We start from the raw sequence: 14,368 nt of genomic DNA, 5'->3' as shown, positions 1-14,368 counted from the left end.
GCTTGATGACCTTAGTCGAGTGCCCTCGGCATTCTGTCTGGTTCGATCTGGCTCGGATGCCTCAGCGCTGGTCGTCCAAACGCTGCGCCACCCAGCGCAGCACATCCTCTGGGGTCGCGGAGTTCGATTGGATGTGGATCGCCAGGTCGCCGGGAGTGAGGGCCTCCACGAAGGCCTGGGCCGCCGCGAGAGTGAGGGGGTGGGGATCCCAGTGACTATGGCAGAGGCTGCGATCGGATGTGAAGATCCTCCCGTCTTTCTTCGTCGATGCGAACGAACCGACGAGCATAAACTCCGAGAAGTCGAGGCTGCTGCCGATCGTCCGGCTCCATGGGGTACCAGAGACCTCGGAGACGCGTTCGAGCGCTGCTCGCACCACCACCGGAGCCCAGCTGTTGAAAGGGGCGATGTAGTCGGGGGAGTCCGCCTCCGAAACGTCCTGCCCGAGCAGTCTCGCGCTCCCGGTAAGCCAACGACGGTGCCGTGGCATCCCATCATCGACTCCGTGAGGCAGCCGATAGAGCCGAACGGCGTCGCCCCGTCGGAACACCGTCTGGTCGAGCGGCGCGATCGCGAGGACGTCGGAATCGATGAGCAGGGCCACGTCGTCATCGAGGCCTGAGACGAGCGCGAGCTTGACGACCTGCTGCAGCACCCAACCGCGGATCGGCGGCCAGGGTCGGCGGGCATTCACGGCGCCAATCCGGTACCCACGTGGTAGACCACGCAGGCGCGCGAGACGCGTGGTCTCGATGAATTCGCGCGGCAGCAGCCCGCGGTACCCGACGACATCCAGTCGTTGATCGCCGCCAGCTCGAAAAAGCGGCACGTCTATCTCGGGGACGGCCACGATATGGCGGACTGCAGGATCGCTCCACCGCAAAACCGACGCATGGAGCCGACGGAAACTCGCCAGATCAGGGGCGTGGGAGGGCGTGACGACGACCATGCTCACGGGCGCCCCGCTTCACCGACTCGAATCATCTCGACCCCACCGTTCCTCTCGACGTGCTCCTGGACCCTGGCGTGCCCACACGACGATCGCGGCATAGGCGATCGCGTCGACAGCAGTTCGTGGGCCACGGACGGTGCGGAGGAGCTCTCGAGCCGTTCGGCTCGACGTAACCTGACCCGCCGCTGCCCCTGCGTTCAGCCCGCGGCGAAGTATCCGGAGCAGACTCGACAGATTTCGGGGGGTGCGCACGACAACTGGATCTGTCAGGAGGGCTTCTTTAGAGGCAGCGGGGAACAGTTCGTCGACGAACAGGTCATCTGCCTGGCCCTCGGGGAAATATTCGAAGCGGCAGTGCCCTCGTTCCGTGATCCCGTAAGCCCCGGCGCCCCACAGGGCGGTTCGGAAGGAGGGGATACGCGCTCGGGCACGGTAATAAGCCCGAACTGGGGCTGAGGCGCCGCCGGTGTCGTACCGGGTCGATGGCCGCGCGGCCTCGAGGGCCTCGTCGTCGCGGGCCAGCGCTTCGAGCACGGCGGCGAGCGCTGTCGCCGAGGCCTCGATGTCGGCGTCCAGATAGATGCGCGGCCACGCTGTTGCGATCCGGTCGCCCACATTGAGGGCACCGGGCTTCGACGCCTCGTCGATTTCGACGACTCGAACGCCAGGGAACATCCGAGCGCGATCCGCGGTGTCATCGGTATTCCCATTGCAGATCACGAAAATTTCTACTCCCGGATGCCGTATCAGCGGCTCGAGCCCGGTGAGCGTCCGCTCGATGACCGATGCTTCGTTATGGGCGGGGATGATGACTGCGCCATGGACTTCAGACGACAGGGGGATGTCGCGCCCTGGCAGCATGATCGCGTTGCGTGATGCCAGGTAGGCGGAGGGCCCCTGAGCGAGATAGCGCCTCGCCAATCGCCGTGGCTCGAGGGCGAGTCGCCATGCCCATTCGAATCCGGCGCGGGAGATCCATCTCGGCGCGCGCGACAATTCGCCCGCGAGGAAGTCGACGACGGCACCGAAGGCGAGCAGCACGCGTGCTCCTGTCTCGCCGGCCCACTGATCAATCCAGATCTCTTGGCGGGGCTTCCCAAGACCGACCACGAGCACGTCGACGGCGGCGGCTCGCACCTGCTGGGCAAGCATTCGCGCTGCATCCTCGTCCAAGATCTCGTGCCGGGACGGCGACCAAGACCCGGCGATCGTCAGGCCCGGCCGTTCGCGCGTGAGCGCCTCGAGCAGCAAAGTCCTTGTTTCATCGGATCCACCCAGGAAACCGATCCTTACGCCGTCGCGCTCAGCCTGGTCAAGCAACGGGGCGATGAGGTCGCTCCCGGCAAGTCGCGGCCATGCTGAACCTGTCAGTCGCCGTGCGGCGGCCGCGATCGGGGCACCGTCGATAAGGTCGAGCCATTCCACGCGACCTGAGCTACGCAGCCTGTGGGAGGCACCTGCCGTACCGAAATGATGCACATGGTCAAGGTTGATTGAGGCGACACCAAGAGGTACCGCACCTCCGCTTCGCCAGCGTTCGATGATCGCGGCGAGAGCGTCCTGCTTGTCGAGCAGGTGCACGGGGAAGCCGGCGACGGAAATACGCGGGAAGTCTGTCATCGATTGTGGGCCATGGCGAGCGGTTCGAGGAGTTTCAGCACGGAGGTTCCCCGGGTCGGATGCGTCGGATTTCCATAATCGAGAACAGGCTCGTTCCTCCACAGCCTAGTGGCGTCGCTCAACAGTCGATACTCACCCGATCCGGGGGAGCGGTCCCGTGCAGCTGGCTTGAGCGCAGTCGTCATATCCGTCGGCCGCACGACTTGCATCGCCCCCCAAACCGCCGAACGTTCTGCAACGACCGCCCCGGTCGAGACCCGTGAAGTGGGGATGGCCACCGCAAGACGGTGCCGATAGTATCGGTGTAATTTAACCCGTAGAGAGTTCTGAGGTCCGAAATGACGGCCGAGGCTGATTTGGCGTCGCTCCCCGCTCTCGCCTACGTTTACCACCCACAGTCGTTCGCCCCCCTTTCGATAGTCGAGGCCGCAGACGGACTGTGCCGGATTGTCTGGATCATCGACTCGTCCAATCCGGAGGCAGCTGCGATGCAACCTCTTCTGCGCAGGTTGGGTCCAGTCATCGACACGTCTGGGCTTACGGTGGCGCAAGTTTCTCCGCTCGTCGAGGAGCATCAACCCAACGGTGTGCTCTCGATGCACGACGCCGACCTCCTATGGACGGCCGTGCTGGCCGCCGCGCTTGCAAAACCATTCCACAGCGTAGACGCAGCGACCAAGCTCACCGACAAGTATGAGCAGCGCGTGGCACTCGCGGCGGCGGGCCTTGCTGTGCCGGCCTTCGGCACAATTCCTCCGGATGCCGACGATGCCGCGATCGCGGCGCTGGCCAAGGAATTCCCCTATCCAGCGGTCCTGAAACCCCGGCGCGGCCAGGCGAGCCGTGACACATTCCCGGTCGACTCGTTCGATGAGCTGACGGCGACAATCGCAGAACTCCGTGCGAGGCCGGGCCAACCGGCCGAGGAATACATCCTCGAGCAGTTCGTGTCGGATCCGGTCGAACCCCTCGGCGGTCAGGGGTTCGCCCCCTTCGTCTCGGTGGAGAGCATCGTGGAGGGAGGCCGCGTCGCGCACGCCGCGATCAGCGCTCGAACGCCGTTCCGCTGGCCGTTCCGGGAGACCGGGCTTTGCACGCCCACGGCGGTCGCTCCCTCGCTGCAGGCCGACATTCTTCGGGTCGCTGGCGATGCGGCGCTGGCGCTAGGAGTCACGCAGGCGTGTCTGCACATCGAGATCAAACTCACTGACGACGGTCCCGTCGTGATTGAGGTGAACGGTCGTCCGGGCGGGGGCGTGTCCGAGATGCTCGAGCGCGCATCGGGTTTCAGCATCCTGCGCGCCGCTCTCCGTCTCGCGCTGGGGGTGACGGTGGGCCTCGAACGGCCGGTCCCATGCACTCGCGTCGGCTATCTGCTCTATGTGTTTCCTGAATCGGACATCACGTGGATCGATGCCGTCGAGGGGCTGTCCGACTTGCAAGCCGTCGACGGTGTTAATGAGATCGTGCTCGTCCGTGGGCCCGGCAAAAGTATCGACTGGCGCGAAGGATCGCAAGCGCATGTCTTCCGCCTGACGGGCACGACTCGCGACCACGAGGAGCTTCGTCGCCTCATCGCGGCCACCACCACGCTCGTCCGTATCGATGGACACGATGACCTGATTCCTAGGTTCGAGAGGGGATAGTGCCGATGGATCTCAGCATCTTCAACGAATGGGAGTCGGAGGTACGCGGGTACATCCGCTCATTCCCCGTCGCTCTCAACACCGCGCATGGCTCGTTCATGATCGGCGAGGACGGGATCGACTACCTTGACTTCTTCGCCGGGCCCGGAACCCTCAATTGAGGGCATAACAACCCGAACTCCACGCGGGCTCTCATGGACTACCTCTCACGCGATGGTGTCGTCCATAGTCTCGATCTCGCGACGACTGCGAAGCGAAAGTTCATCGAGACTTTCCGCGACCTCGTACTCGCGCCGCGCAGGCTTCGCTACAAACTTCAGTTCACGGGCCCCACCGGAGCGAATGCCGTGGAGGCTCCGATCAAGCTCGCGCGCCAGGTGACCAAGCCCACGAACGTGATCGCGTTCACGCACGGCTACCACGGACATAGCCTTGGCGCTCTCGCGGCGACGGCGGCGCGAAAGTAACGCGGCGCCGCAGCGATCCCGCTGGCCGGCGTGAGCGTTTTGCCGTAAGAGAGCTACTAAGGTCCCGACGTCGACACGATCGCCCTCCTCGAGAAGCAGCTCGACGATCCCTCGAGCGGGCCCGATCTGCCGGCGGCGATCATCGTGGAATGTATCCAGGGCGAGGATGGTGTCAATAAGGCGAGTCCGGAATGGCTGCGCGCGGTCGCCCAAATCACCGCCGAGAGAGATCCCGCCCATCGTCGACGACTTTCAGGCGGGGTGTGGCTGTCCGGGCGATTTTTTCAGTTTCGAGGAGTCAGGGATCCGACCCGATCTTGTCCTCCTCTGGAAGTCGCTGCCCGCGTACTGTATGCCGATGTCGCTGGTGCTGATCAGACCAGAACTTGACATCTGGGCGCCCGGCGGTCACTCCGGCACGTTTCGCGGCAACAACCTAGGATTCGTTCGGGCGACGCGGCGCTGTGCGTCTACTGGGCAGACGGCGTCTTCAGCGCGGATATCAAGCGCGAGGGCGCCATTCTGCGCAAGCGCCTGGCGGCGATTGCAGCCCGCCACCCCGGCGAGCCCGAAGCACGCGGCCGCGGACTTCTTTGGGGCCTCGCATCCACCGTGGATCCGGATTTCGGCGCCCGAGTGTCCCGCGCGGCGTTCGCATAAGCGCTAAAAGCGGAGAACGCGCGTGCGTAGGACGAGGTCATAAAGTTCCTGCCCGCACTTACCATCGATGACGCTGACCTGTCGCGCGGAATCGACATCGTCGAGCAAGCGATCCACGCGATGTTCGCCGGAGCCTGAAAGGGGAGGCCTGCCGCAGCAAGCATCCTGATCACATACACTAGAGAAGGGAAGGGGACGTGTGTCAACAATCACCGATGCGATTCGCGAAGTCCTGAACAGTAGCGCAAGGCTCGCCGTAGACAGTGCAACGCTTGGTGACGATGACAACCTCTACCAGCAGGGACTTACCTCGCACGCCGTCGTCAATGTCCTGATGGGTATAGAGGACAGGTTCGATATCGAGTTCCCTGATGCACTTCTGCGCCGCGACACGTTCGCGTCCGTCAGTTCGTTGCGAGCGGCCCTTGCGGCGAGCGGGGTGACGGACGAGACCAGCGGTGCGGCTTCGTGACACGCCCCGTTCGTCCGTCGTCCGGGGCGCAGCGAACGATTCGCTAGAGAAGATCAGCGAGGTGTCGGTACAGTGCGGAAGACCCTTTCCCGTCTGGTGATCGTCTATGGCGGATCGGGTGGCGGTCGCTCGCCGCTGCGGTTCGGTGAGGTAATCGACTTCGGCGGCCGGCCGACGTCGGATGCCGCCAGTGCGATCCGTGCGTTGGCACCTGAGGGGATTGCTTGTTTCATCGACGAGCACCTTCGCTGGACGGCAGAGGTCGCCGAACTGCTCGGGCTTGTGTTCTACGAGCGTCCCACGACTGATCGACTGACGGACAAACTCGCGCAGCGCACGGGGTTCCGAGACCACCACCTGCCGACCCCCGCGATTCTGGAACGTCGATGACCTCGCGGACGAGCGCGTGCCCCGCGGCGTCGTCGACGGCGGATTACCACTCGTCCTGAAACCCCGCCGCTGGACGAGCAGTCAGGATACTGAGCTGATCAGCGACGAAGAACAGTTGCGTGCCGCCGTCGCCGTGATAGCGTCCGGAAGGATGCTGCTTGAGGGGCACATTCCTGATCCCACCATGCCGCAAACGGGCGCGGGGAGCGCGCCGTATGTGTCCGTCGAGCTCATTAGCAGCAGCGGAATGGTCGATGTATTGGGGATGTCGAGTCGTACCCCCTCTCGCGCCTCCCTTTCGGGAGCCGGAGTCCATTTCCGGATGCGGCGCGCGCTGGGCATCGACACGGTGCAGCTCGTCATGGGTCTCGCTGTCGGTGAAGAGCCAATGCTCGGCGACCTCCCAGTGCCCGACGGAGTGGTCTTCCGGTTCGACGTTCAACCAGACGCCAATATCCGTAGGATTACTGCGGTGGATAGACTCAACGCCGTGCTGCATAGTTCGGGCGTCGAGCAAGTGGTGCCTCGCGTTGGACGCCGCGACGATTTCTCCTGGCGCAATGGCACGCTCGGCTTTGCCGCTGCGGTCATCGGAACGGCTCCGCATCATCAAACGGTGCGCCGCATCAGGGACGATGTGCTCGGTTGCGTCGCCATCTCGGGCACGCAGTAGAGGCGTGGGAGGGTGTACTACTCAACTATGCTGGCGGAAGATGGGTATCGATGACGCCCAGCAATCGGCCGGAGGATGTCATGCCACTCCTCGCCGTTGTCTTTGAGGGCCTCGCGGACGAAGATCCACCTCTGCTCTTCGCGGAGGCGGCAGACGGGGTGTGCCGACTGCTTCGGGTGCTTCCGCACGGCGACGAGGCTGATCGGGCTACGTATCGCTTCGTCCGGGGCCTCGGCACGATTGTCGACGTGACAGGAATGACTGTCGCCGACGCGGCCGCCGTGATCGGCGGCCACGAGTCGCGCGGGATCGTCTGCTTCAACGACGGCGACCTAGTCCGTACCTCGAAGATCGCAGATCGACTCGGCCTGAAGTTCTCCAACACCCAGACCTCTGAGCGTCTGACCGACAAGCTCCAGCAGCGCACCGAATTCCGGAATCGCGGGCTCCCCACCCCAGACTTCTGGAACCTTGACGAGGTCGTCGCGTCTCCCGTCGCTACAGTTGGACTCAATGCCTATCCCCTCGTGATGCAGCCTAGAAGGGGCCGAGGCGCGATGGACACGGCGGTGATCCACTCGCTCGACAAACTCGAGGTGGCCATAAAGTACGTCACGCTGGGCCGAATGATGCTCGAGTGCTCCGTTCCCGATCTTTCTGCGCCGGTCACCGGTGCTGGCAACGCCCCGTTCGTCTCCGTCGAGCTCGTCATGAGCGACGTGCTCGTGAGCGTGCTCGATGTCACCGGTAAACCGGCACTGGCACCGCCGTTCCGCGAGACGGGTCATTTCATCCCGGCTGATCTTACGCGCGACCTGGAGGAGCGTCTCATCGAGGCAGCCGTGAGCGCGACGCGAGCCCTGGACGTCGAGACCGGCGTCTTGCATGTTGAGGTGAAATGCATCGACGCTGGTCCGGTCACTATGGAGGTCAACGGCTGCATGGCCGGCGGTGCGATCTGCGGCCTCATCACGCGGGCGCTGGCGATCGGTGAGATCCTAGTGACGATGCGACTCGCGCTCGGCGAACACGTTGTATTCGGAACCGTTCCTCGATCGGCGGATGTCGGCTTTCGCTTGGATATCCAGCCGGATGCCAGCTTCCATCGCATCACTGCGGTCGAGGAACTCGACTCGGTGCCGAACATCCCGGGCGTCGAGCGGGTCTTCCTTGACGTAGGCCCAGGAGATGAGGTCTCCTGGCGAACCGGCCGACAGAGATTCATCACGGCGATCCTCGGCGCCGAACCTGGCCACGCCTCGGTGCAGCGGATCCGGAACGAGTATCTCGCAGGGGTCGTCCTATCCGGGACGTCGTGACTCCGGGGGTGCCTGGTGCCGCGGAGAATGAGAAGACCGAACTTCATGACTGACGAATCGACTCACTCGCCGGGAGCAGGCGAAGGGGGGAGTGGCGGACTCGCGCGCACGGCCGCGGCTGGCGCGTTCTGGTCCATTGCGCAAAACCTCCTCACACGCGTCACTGCCTTCGTGACTGTCTTGATTCTCGCGCGATTATTGTCGCCGAGCGATTTTGGGATCGTTACGATCGCAGCGACACTGATTCCGATTCTTCAGGTCCTCGCCGACCTCGGAATCACGATGTATGTGCTTCAGCACCCCTCTCCAACCAGGATCGTGTACCACACCTATTTCTGGGTCTCGTCCTCGATCGCCCTTATCGGGGGCTGCGCGCTCTTTTTTGCTGCGCCCCTCTTTGCGCAGCTACTCGGCGAGCCGAATGCTGGTCCGGTGATGCAGGGGCTCGCGCCGGCGGCGCTCCTTGTTTCGCTCGGCGCCGTTCCGCAGACAATCTTGCGTCGCGAGCTCCGCTTTCAGGCCATTGCAGTACAGGGCGCGATTGCGGCACTCGTTAGTCAGGGCGTGGCGATTGCTGCTGCCCTCTCAGGACTCGGCGTGTGGTCGCTTGTCTTGCAGACCCTGACGCTGCAGTTCATCGCCACTCTGCTGGCCTGGATTGCCGCTCGGTACCGCCCGTCGTTCCAGTTCTCCTGGTCAGAACTAACGAAGATGGTCAGGTTCGGCGGCCACTACGTCGTGAGCACCGGGATCCAGACCGCCGCCCAATTGCTCATCAACTTCATCATCACGGCCACACTGGGCGTGACCGCGCTCGGCTACCTGAATATTGTCCAGCGGCTCGTCAGAGTCGTCACGGATGTCGTGCTCTCGGTTATCCTCCAGGTCTCCACAGTGGCTTTCGCGAGGATCCGTGAATCGGTCGAGCGTCTACGATCGGGGTATCTGCGGTCGTATTCCACCATGTACGCCCTCCTCGTTCCGTTGATGGTGTTCATCGCAGCATCCGCGCCGCACCTGGTGCCCTTCATGTACGGAAACCAGTGGAATGCGAGCATCGCGCCCGGTGAGATCCTCGCGTTCACGGCGGTCTTCCTCCTCGACTCGCTTGATCACGCGTTGTATGCCGGGATCGGGCGGCCCCGGCTCTGGACGCTCTATGCTCTCTACTCCTCGATGATGCTCGTCGCCGCGATCTGGATCGGATCGAACGAGGGGCTTCATGGAGTTGTCGTGGCTGGCCTTGTCGCCAATATCGTGGTGACGTTTATCCGCTGGTTCATCACGGCTCGGCAGCTCCGTACCAACGGGTGGGCACTCATCGGCAGGTTCGTCCAGGTTGCAATTCCCGGCTCGGCAGCCGGGGGAGCTGGCTATCTGGTTGCTTGGCTCACCGCGGGCTTCCCTGACCTGGTCGGTATCCTCTTGGTCGGCGTCACCGTCGTGGCCGTCTATGTCCCCATATTCCGTTTCACCGCGCGGGACACATGGGTCGAACTCGAGGGTCTCGTGCGGCACGGCGCAGGGCGAATCTTTCGGCGCGGCGCTGCGACGCCAGGGTGAGTCAGGGAGCTAGTCCTTCGCTGCGTCACTCGCGTTCGGAATCGTTGCGGCGATCGCCTCGTCAGCGGATTTTGCGCCGCTCGGTGCCCGAAGGTCGAACTCGCGATCGAGAAATTCAAGGTAGGACTGGAAGGCGGCCTCCGACATGAGCCCGTGGTCGGCTCTCGGGTCATACCGGACGTCGATTCTGCGTCCTCGTCGCCTCAGGCGGCTCAGCGAATCGCGACCCCGCGCCGAGTCCCAGTGCCTTTGGTCGTCGGTGCCGAAGAGCAGACTGATGCTTGTCTGCTCCGGCACCGGCTTGAGCAGTGACTCGCCGACTTCATCACGGTCGAGCAGAGAGAAGAGCCGGTACCGGATCACATACGGTGCGTGCTGTCGGACGAAATGCCTGAGCCGCTGCCTGAGTCGTCCGCTTGCTGGCGCCTGCGCCTCCGAGAAATTAGAATCCGGGTTCTCGGCAATATCGGTCATCCCGCTCAGGATGCGTTCCTGCCGCTCGTAATAGCGAGGCGATGTGCTCCACGCCTGATTGTTGACCATGATCAGGCGCTTGAACGGCACGAGGGTTGCCGCGCGAGCGATAAGCCACGCGCCGGAGCACAATCCGATGCCGACAATCTCTTTCCCCGTCCGGTTGGCCAGCCACGCGGCAAACTGCGCGACATCGGCGTAGTGCGCTTCAACGAAGGCAGTTGTCTCGGTGAGGGCACGCGGGTTCGCTGCGTCACCGATCCCGTTCCGGTCCGCGCGCAGAGACGGGATACCTCCTCCGGCAAGACGAAATGAGGTCGCTCTGGCGATTCGGTCGACCCCCTTCGGGTCGTTCGAGAAGGGGACGCATAGCGCAGCCACCGACGCTGACGGGCCATCGACAGGCTCGGTGAAGATTCCGGGCAGTCGATCTGATCCGAGAGCGAGCAGGGTCTGCCGAATCCGCCTCCCGCTCGCTGGATCCACCGAGATCAGCTCCCGCTCCGGGTTCCACTCCGGCAGTGCGACGGCGGGCGTCCGGTCGAGGGCGTTAAGCGCTCTCTCGATGGACGGTAGCTGTACGCGCGCGTAGTACGGCTCGCGGCCGAAGAGTTCGGCCACTGTCTTCGGATCATCGTCAAGAACGAGTTGAGTACCGCGCGTGGGGTCTCTGAAGTCGGCCGAACGAGGGTCGGACAGGGTTCGTAACGAGGCCGCTGCGTCCTCATCGAGTGCGTAGCCACAGAGTTCGACACCGTGCGGGGAGCGGGGAAATCCTACCGGGAGGTGCATCGTAAGAAGGCTTGACTGCATGCGCAGGAAGGCTCGTCCGCCAAGCGGCTCCCACAACACACGCGTTCGTAGGGGAACGTTGGCCGCGGCAACGACGGATGCCCCGAACCTGACCCCTATGGCATCCACCGATTCAAGGCCGGATGCCGCACGGGCGAGTTCGACCGCCGCGGCCAGATCCTCCTGCCAGGCCCTCGAGAGGTCGGCGTTCACGGGCGCCGGCTCGGAGTCGCCAGTGCCGGACCAGCTGAATCGCACGGCGACAAAACCTCGCTTGGCGGCTTCCACTGCGAGAACACGGAGCGCTCGATAGGTCACGAGTGCCTCGTGCGCGAACGGGCCGGCGATCACCATGGCGCCGACGGCACGGCCGGCGTCGGGGCGGTGTACCCAGCCTTCGAGGGTGCGATCTTCACTACGGAACCATGTTTGCTCGCCGAGCGAGGTCATTTCTGGATCCCCAGAAGCGTCAGGACACCCGCCGGCCATTCATCCAGTTTTAAGCCGTGGCGATTGGCGAGCGCGAGCACGACGCGCTCCATCCCGAACCCGATGCACGCGCTCTGTGCGACTGAGCCGTCCTCAAGTGCGATGGCAAAGTCGCGTCCGAAATGATCGCCGTGGAAATTCGTCGACGAGATCGCTGTCTGGGTGCCCTCGTACACTTCGGTCACGATCTCGAACTTCGCCTCGGTCTCGAGCTGGTTCGCCGCTAGCATCGCACCGCCTCGCCCGAAGAACGCGTCGTTCGCGGGCACGACATCGACCGGCAGCTGCAGCTGTGCGAAGAGCTGCTGAGCAATTTCGAGCCATTGGCGCCGATGCTCCTTCGCCTGAATCTCGGTGCCGAGGCGCACGTACTCGCGCTGGCGGAAACTCATGAGGCGCATCGGGTCCTCGGAGGGCTCGTGCCGGAAGCATTCGCCGGTCAGCTCATAGAGCTTCCCCGCGTCGGCTGTTGAGCCTTCGAGATGAGCGAACAAGGGGTGGCATGCCGCGGAGACGAGCGCGAGCCCTGTCGTATCGAGCATCGCCTGCCAATCCCCGCCGCGGTCGTATTCGGCAATGAGCTCGCGGTATTCCGATGGTCCGCCGAGGAATGAATTTATCGTGCCGAGCAGCTGCGGGAATGACGCGACGTACCCGGTCCGCTCGAGCATTCCAACGGCGAATATCGGTGGGAACCGCACGGGCGTGACCTCCGCCGCGAAGAGATCGCGCGCAGTAATGGCGATGAGCGCAACGAGGCCATCGTAGACCGCGACAGACTTCGGTCCGAGACCCAAGAGCATCGCGGCCCGCGCGGGAAGGAGCCACTCGTGCTCGATGAGTCCTTCGTGGAATGCGCGGCGCTGCGCGGTCAGCAAGTCGCCGGTTTCGGAGATGGTCATGCGGGCCCCTTCACGGTGCGGCGACACGCATGGGGCCGGAGTTCCCGGGGGGAATCCGCCGGGACGGAGGGCTGGCGGACATGCGAAATTTCAAGCGATTTATGTTTATCCTTCTTCTGCCAGGAAAGCTACCCCGCGAGCGGGGGGTAGGCGAGTGCAACCGTGTCGAGGCGCATGCTGCTGTCGGCTGCCGTTGTTATTCCGGCGTGGCGACCGCTGTCGCCACCGCAAGCGCAAACGATCCGGCGTGACTGATCGAAATTGCGATGTCGTCGATGCCTTCGGCAGCTGACAGCTCTGCGGCTGCGCCAGTGAGGCGGACCCGCGGCGCCCCGGCCTCGTCGCCGATGATCTCGATTTGGGACCATCCGAGAGCGATGTCTGGTCGCACGCGGAGCGCCTTGTAGACGGCTTCTTTCCCGGCGAAGCGACCGCTCACATATCGCTCAAGGAGCTCGGGAGTAGCCAACCGTGCGGCCTCAGCGCGCTCTCCGTGACCTAGAACGCGGCGCAGGTAGCGGTCGCCAGCGCTACCAATGGCGGTACGGACATCGTCGATGGACTGCACGTCGCAGCCGACCCGCACTTCAAAGCCACTGACCGTTGGTTTTGCCATCCAGTTTCTCCTTCAATCAGCCTATGGGTGTTGCAGTGAGGGCAATTCCGCAACCTTCGTAGGCACGTCCTGACAAGGCGCTACGGAATTCACGACCTCACCTAGTGATAAATACTTGCTGCGTTCCGGAGCGAATCAAGCCCGGGTGTGGTCAGAGAAGTGAATGGAACCCATCTCGTCAGTGTCTGCCAGGTCTCATCGAAGCGGGAGAGCGGCTCGACCGCTTCCGCGCCCAGGAGTTGCGTCATCGCGTCGATGCGATCGTCAAGCGAGAGCGGGTCGGGAATGATCGCATCGATAGCGTTGATGGCGGAGGTGGGGGCGGTCGACCACTTCGATGGGGCGAGGGCCACGAAAGAGTGCTCGAGATCCACCGAGACCCCTTTTGCGGGCACCTGTGCTGGGCTCGAAGCCAGGCGAAACTTCGTCGCGAGGTACCCGCCGACCGTGACATCCTCGAACACTTCTTCCCGAACGAAGCGGAGCAGTCTCTCGATGACCGAACAACTCCACCACCCGTCGGTCAGGTCGCCGGGCGAATGGGTGCCCGGTGACGAGAAGCTATCCGAGACTAGCCATGCGCGCGCCCGGCCGCTTGAGTCGTCCACGATCTCCCGCGAGGCGAAAAACAAGCCACCCGCCGCACGCGACGGTATTATCGCTGCAGTACGAGGCAGCGCTCCGTGCATCACGAGCATTCGGCTGAGCCTCGCCCCAAACTGCAGGTCGAGGTGGACCTCATCGGGAACGAGCTGGGGTACGGCTGCCCCGGTGGCGAGGATGACGCCGGCCACCGTTACCTCGACTTGCTCGCCGAGTGCAGTGGAGATGTCGGCAGACCAAGAGCCGTCGTAGCCAAGGCGAAGGCTATCGCACCGGCCGAGGATGCGGGTTGCTCCACGCATTGCGGTTCGATATGCAGCGTCGAGGAATGCCGGCCCGTCGAGGATCGCTTCGTCTGTGTCGACCGCCGTCGAATCGGAGCGCAGGAATGATGTCTCGGACTGGGGCCGGCGCGGCTCGGTTAGCCTCTCGCGAAACGAGTTTGCCCACCGTTCGTCCGGTCCGATGGCGATCGTCTGAATGTCCGTGTGGAACGGACGAATGGCATCACTCCACCAGAAGCGCGCGTTTCGGGAGAGCTCGTCGATGAGATCGGTTTCGCGTTCGGGATCGTACAGCCGACCGCGGTGAAGGTGGCCATGCCAGTGAGCGGACTGGTCGTGCAGCGTGATGCGATCGGCGACCCAGATCACATCGAAGCCACGAGAGACCGCCGCAACCACGGCCATCGTTCCCGCGACTCCGCCACCGATGACGAGAAGGCTACTTT

Annotated in this window: 15 protein-coding genes; 9 read left to right on the top strand and 6 right to left on the bottom strand. The window is 63.8% G+C overall.

Annotation, left to right across the window (positions count from 1 at the left end):
* Positions 1-61: 61 nt before the first annotated feature.
* Together RCH11_RS08335 and RCH11_RS08330 are read right to left on the bottom strand one after the other, a co-directional pair.
* Positions 62-949 carry a DUF6492 family protein gene (locus RCH11_RS08335; RefSeq protein WP_327056553.1) on the bottom strand — a complete coding sequence of 296 codons (888 nt, stop codon included), beginning with the start codon at positions 947-949 and terminating at the stop codon, positions 62-64.
* 18 nt (positions 950-967) lie between these two features.
* A complete protein-coding gene (locus tag RCH11_RS08330; protein ID WP_327056521.1) occupies positions 968-2,572 on the bottom strand; it encodes a WecB/TagA/CpsF family glycosyltransferase in 1,605 nt (534 codons plus the stop codon).
* A gap of 338 nt (positions 2,573-2,910) precedes the next feature.
* On the opposite strand from RCH11_RS08330, the gene RCH11_RS08325 reads away from it, so the two are divergent.
* From RCH11_RS08325 to RCH11_RS08285, 9 genes are all read left to right on the top strand, one after another.
* Positions 2,911-4,218, top strand: a complete 1,308-nt coding sequence (locus RCH11_RS08325; protein ID WP_327056520.1) for an ATP-grasp domain-containing protein — start codon at positions 2,911-2,913, stop codon at positions 4,216-4,218.
* A gap of 5 nt (positions 4,219-4,223) precedes the next feature.
* Entirely contained in the window at positions 4,224-4,379 is a 156-nt protein-coding gene (locus tag RCH11_RS08320) for a hypothetical protein (RefSeq protein WP_327056519.1), read from the top strand.
* 33 nt (positions 4,380-4,412) lie between these two features.
* Positions 4,413-4,685, top strand: coding sequence for an aminotransferase class III-fold pyridoxal phosphate-dependent enzyme (locus tag RCH11_RS08315; protein ID WP_327056518.1), 273 nt, complete (start codon positions 4,413-4,415; stop codon positions 4,683-4,685).
* A 166-nt stretch (positions 4,686-4,851) separates the two neighbouring features.
* Entirely contained in the window at positions 4,852-5,352 is a 501-nt protein-coding gene (locus RCH11_RS08310; RefSeq protein ID WP_327056517.1) for an aminotransferase class III-fold pyridoxal phosphate-dependent enzyme, read from the top strand.
* Between the two features lie 192 nt (positions 5,353-5,544).
* A complete protein-coding gene (locus RCH11_RS08305) occupies positions 5,545-5,817 on the top strand; it encodes an acyl carrier protein (RefSeq protein ID WP_327056516.1) in 273 nt (90 codons plus the stop codon).
* A gap of 72 nt (positions 5,818-5,889) precedes the next feature.
* Positions 5,890-6,207, top strand: a complete 318-nt coding sequence (locus RCH11_RS08300; RefSeq protein ID WP_327056515.1) for a hypothetical protein — start codon at positions 5,890-5,892, stop codon at positions 6,205-6,207.
* A gap of 16 nt (positions 6,208-6,223) precedes the next feature.
* The gene (locus tag RCH11_RS08295) at positions 6,224-6,880 is read left to right on the top strand and encodes a hypothetical protein (protein WP_327056514.1); all 657 of its coding nucleotides are present in this window, start codon (positions 6,224-6,226) and stop codon (positions 6,878-6,880) included.
* A gap of 50 nt (positions 6,881-6,930) precedes the next feature.
* The gene (locus RCH11_RS08290) at positions 6,931-8,199 is read left to right on the top strand and encodes a hypothetical protein (RefSeq protein WP_327056513.1); all 1,269 of its coding nucleotides are present in this window, start codon (positions 6,931-6,933) and stop codon (positions 8,197-8,199) included.
* A 45-nt stretch (positions 8,200-8,244) separates the two neighbouring features.
* Entirely contained in the window at positions 8,245-9,762 is a 1,518-nt protein-coding gene (locus RCH11_RS08285) for a lipopolysaccharide biosynthesis protein (protein ID WP_327056512.1), read from the top strand.
* 9 nt (positions 9,763-9,771) lie between these two features.
* Here the strand turns inward: RCH11_RS08285 and RCH11_RS08280 are convergent, their stop codons facing one another.
* The 4 genes from RCH11_RS08280 to RCH11_RS08265 all read right to left on the bottom strand — a co-directional run bounded on the left by RCH11_RS08280 (position 9,772) and on the right by RCH11_RS08265 (position 14,351).
* The gene (locus tag RCH11_RS08280; RefSeq protein ID WP_327056511.1) at positions 9,772-11,478 is read right to left on the bottom strand and encodes a hypothetical protein; all 1,707 of its coding nucleotides are present in this window, start codon (positions 11,476-11,478) and stop codon (positions 9,772-9,774) included.
* Complete coding sequence (locus RCH11_RS08275; protein ID WP_327056510.1) at positions 11,475-12,419, bottom strand: hypothetical protein; 945 nt, start codon at positions 12,417-12,419, stop codon at positions 11,475-11,477. Before RCH11_RS08275 ends, RCH11_RS08280 begins: the two co-directional genes overlap by 4 nt.
* A 196-nt stretch (positions 12,420-12,615) precedes the next feature.
* Complete coding sequence (acpS, locus tag RCH11_RS08270; RefSeq protein ID WP_327056509.1) at positions 12,616-13,035, bottom strand: holo-ACP synthase; 420 nt, start codon at positions 13,033-13,035, stop codon at positions 12,616-12,618.
* A 101-nt stretch (positions 13,036-13,136) separates the two neighbouring features.
* Entirely contained in the window at positions 13,137-14,351 is a 1,215-nt protein-coding gene (locus tag RCH11_RS08265) for an FAD-dependent oxidoreductase (RefSeq protein ID WP_327056552.1), read from the bottom strand.
* Positions 14,352-14,368: the final 17 nt, after the last annotated feature.

The organism is Glaciihabitans sp. GrIS 2.15, assembly GCF_035984695.1.
Classification (GTDB): domain Bacteria; phylum Actinomycetota; class Actinomycetes; order Actinomycetales; family Microbacteriaceae; genus Lacisediminihabitans.
The sequence above is the reverse complement of the archived record's forward strand: the minus strand, read 5'-3'. Positions and strand labels throughout refer to the sequence as shown.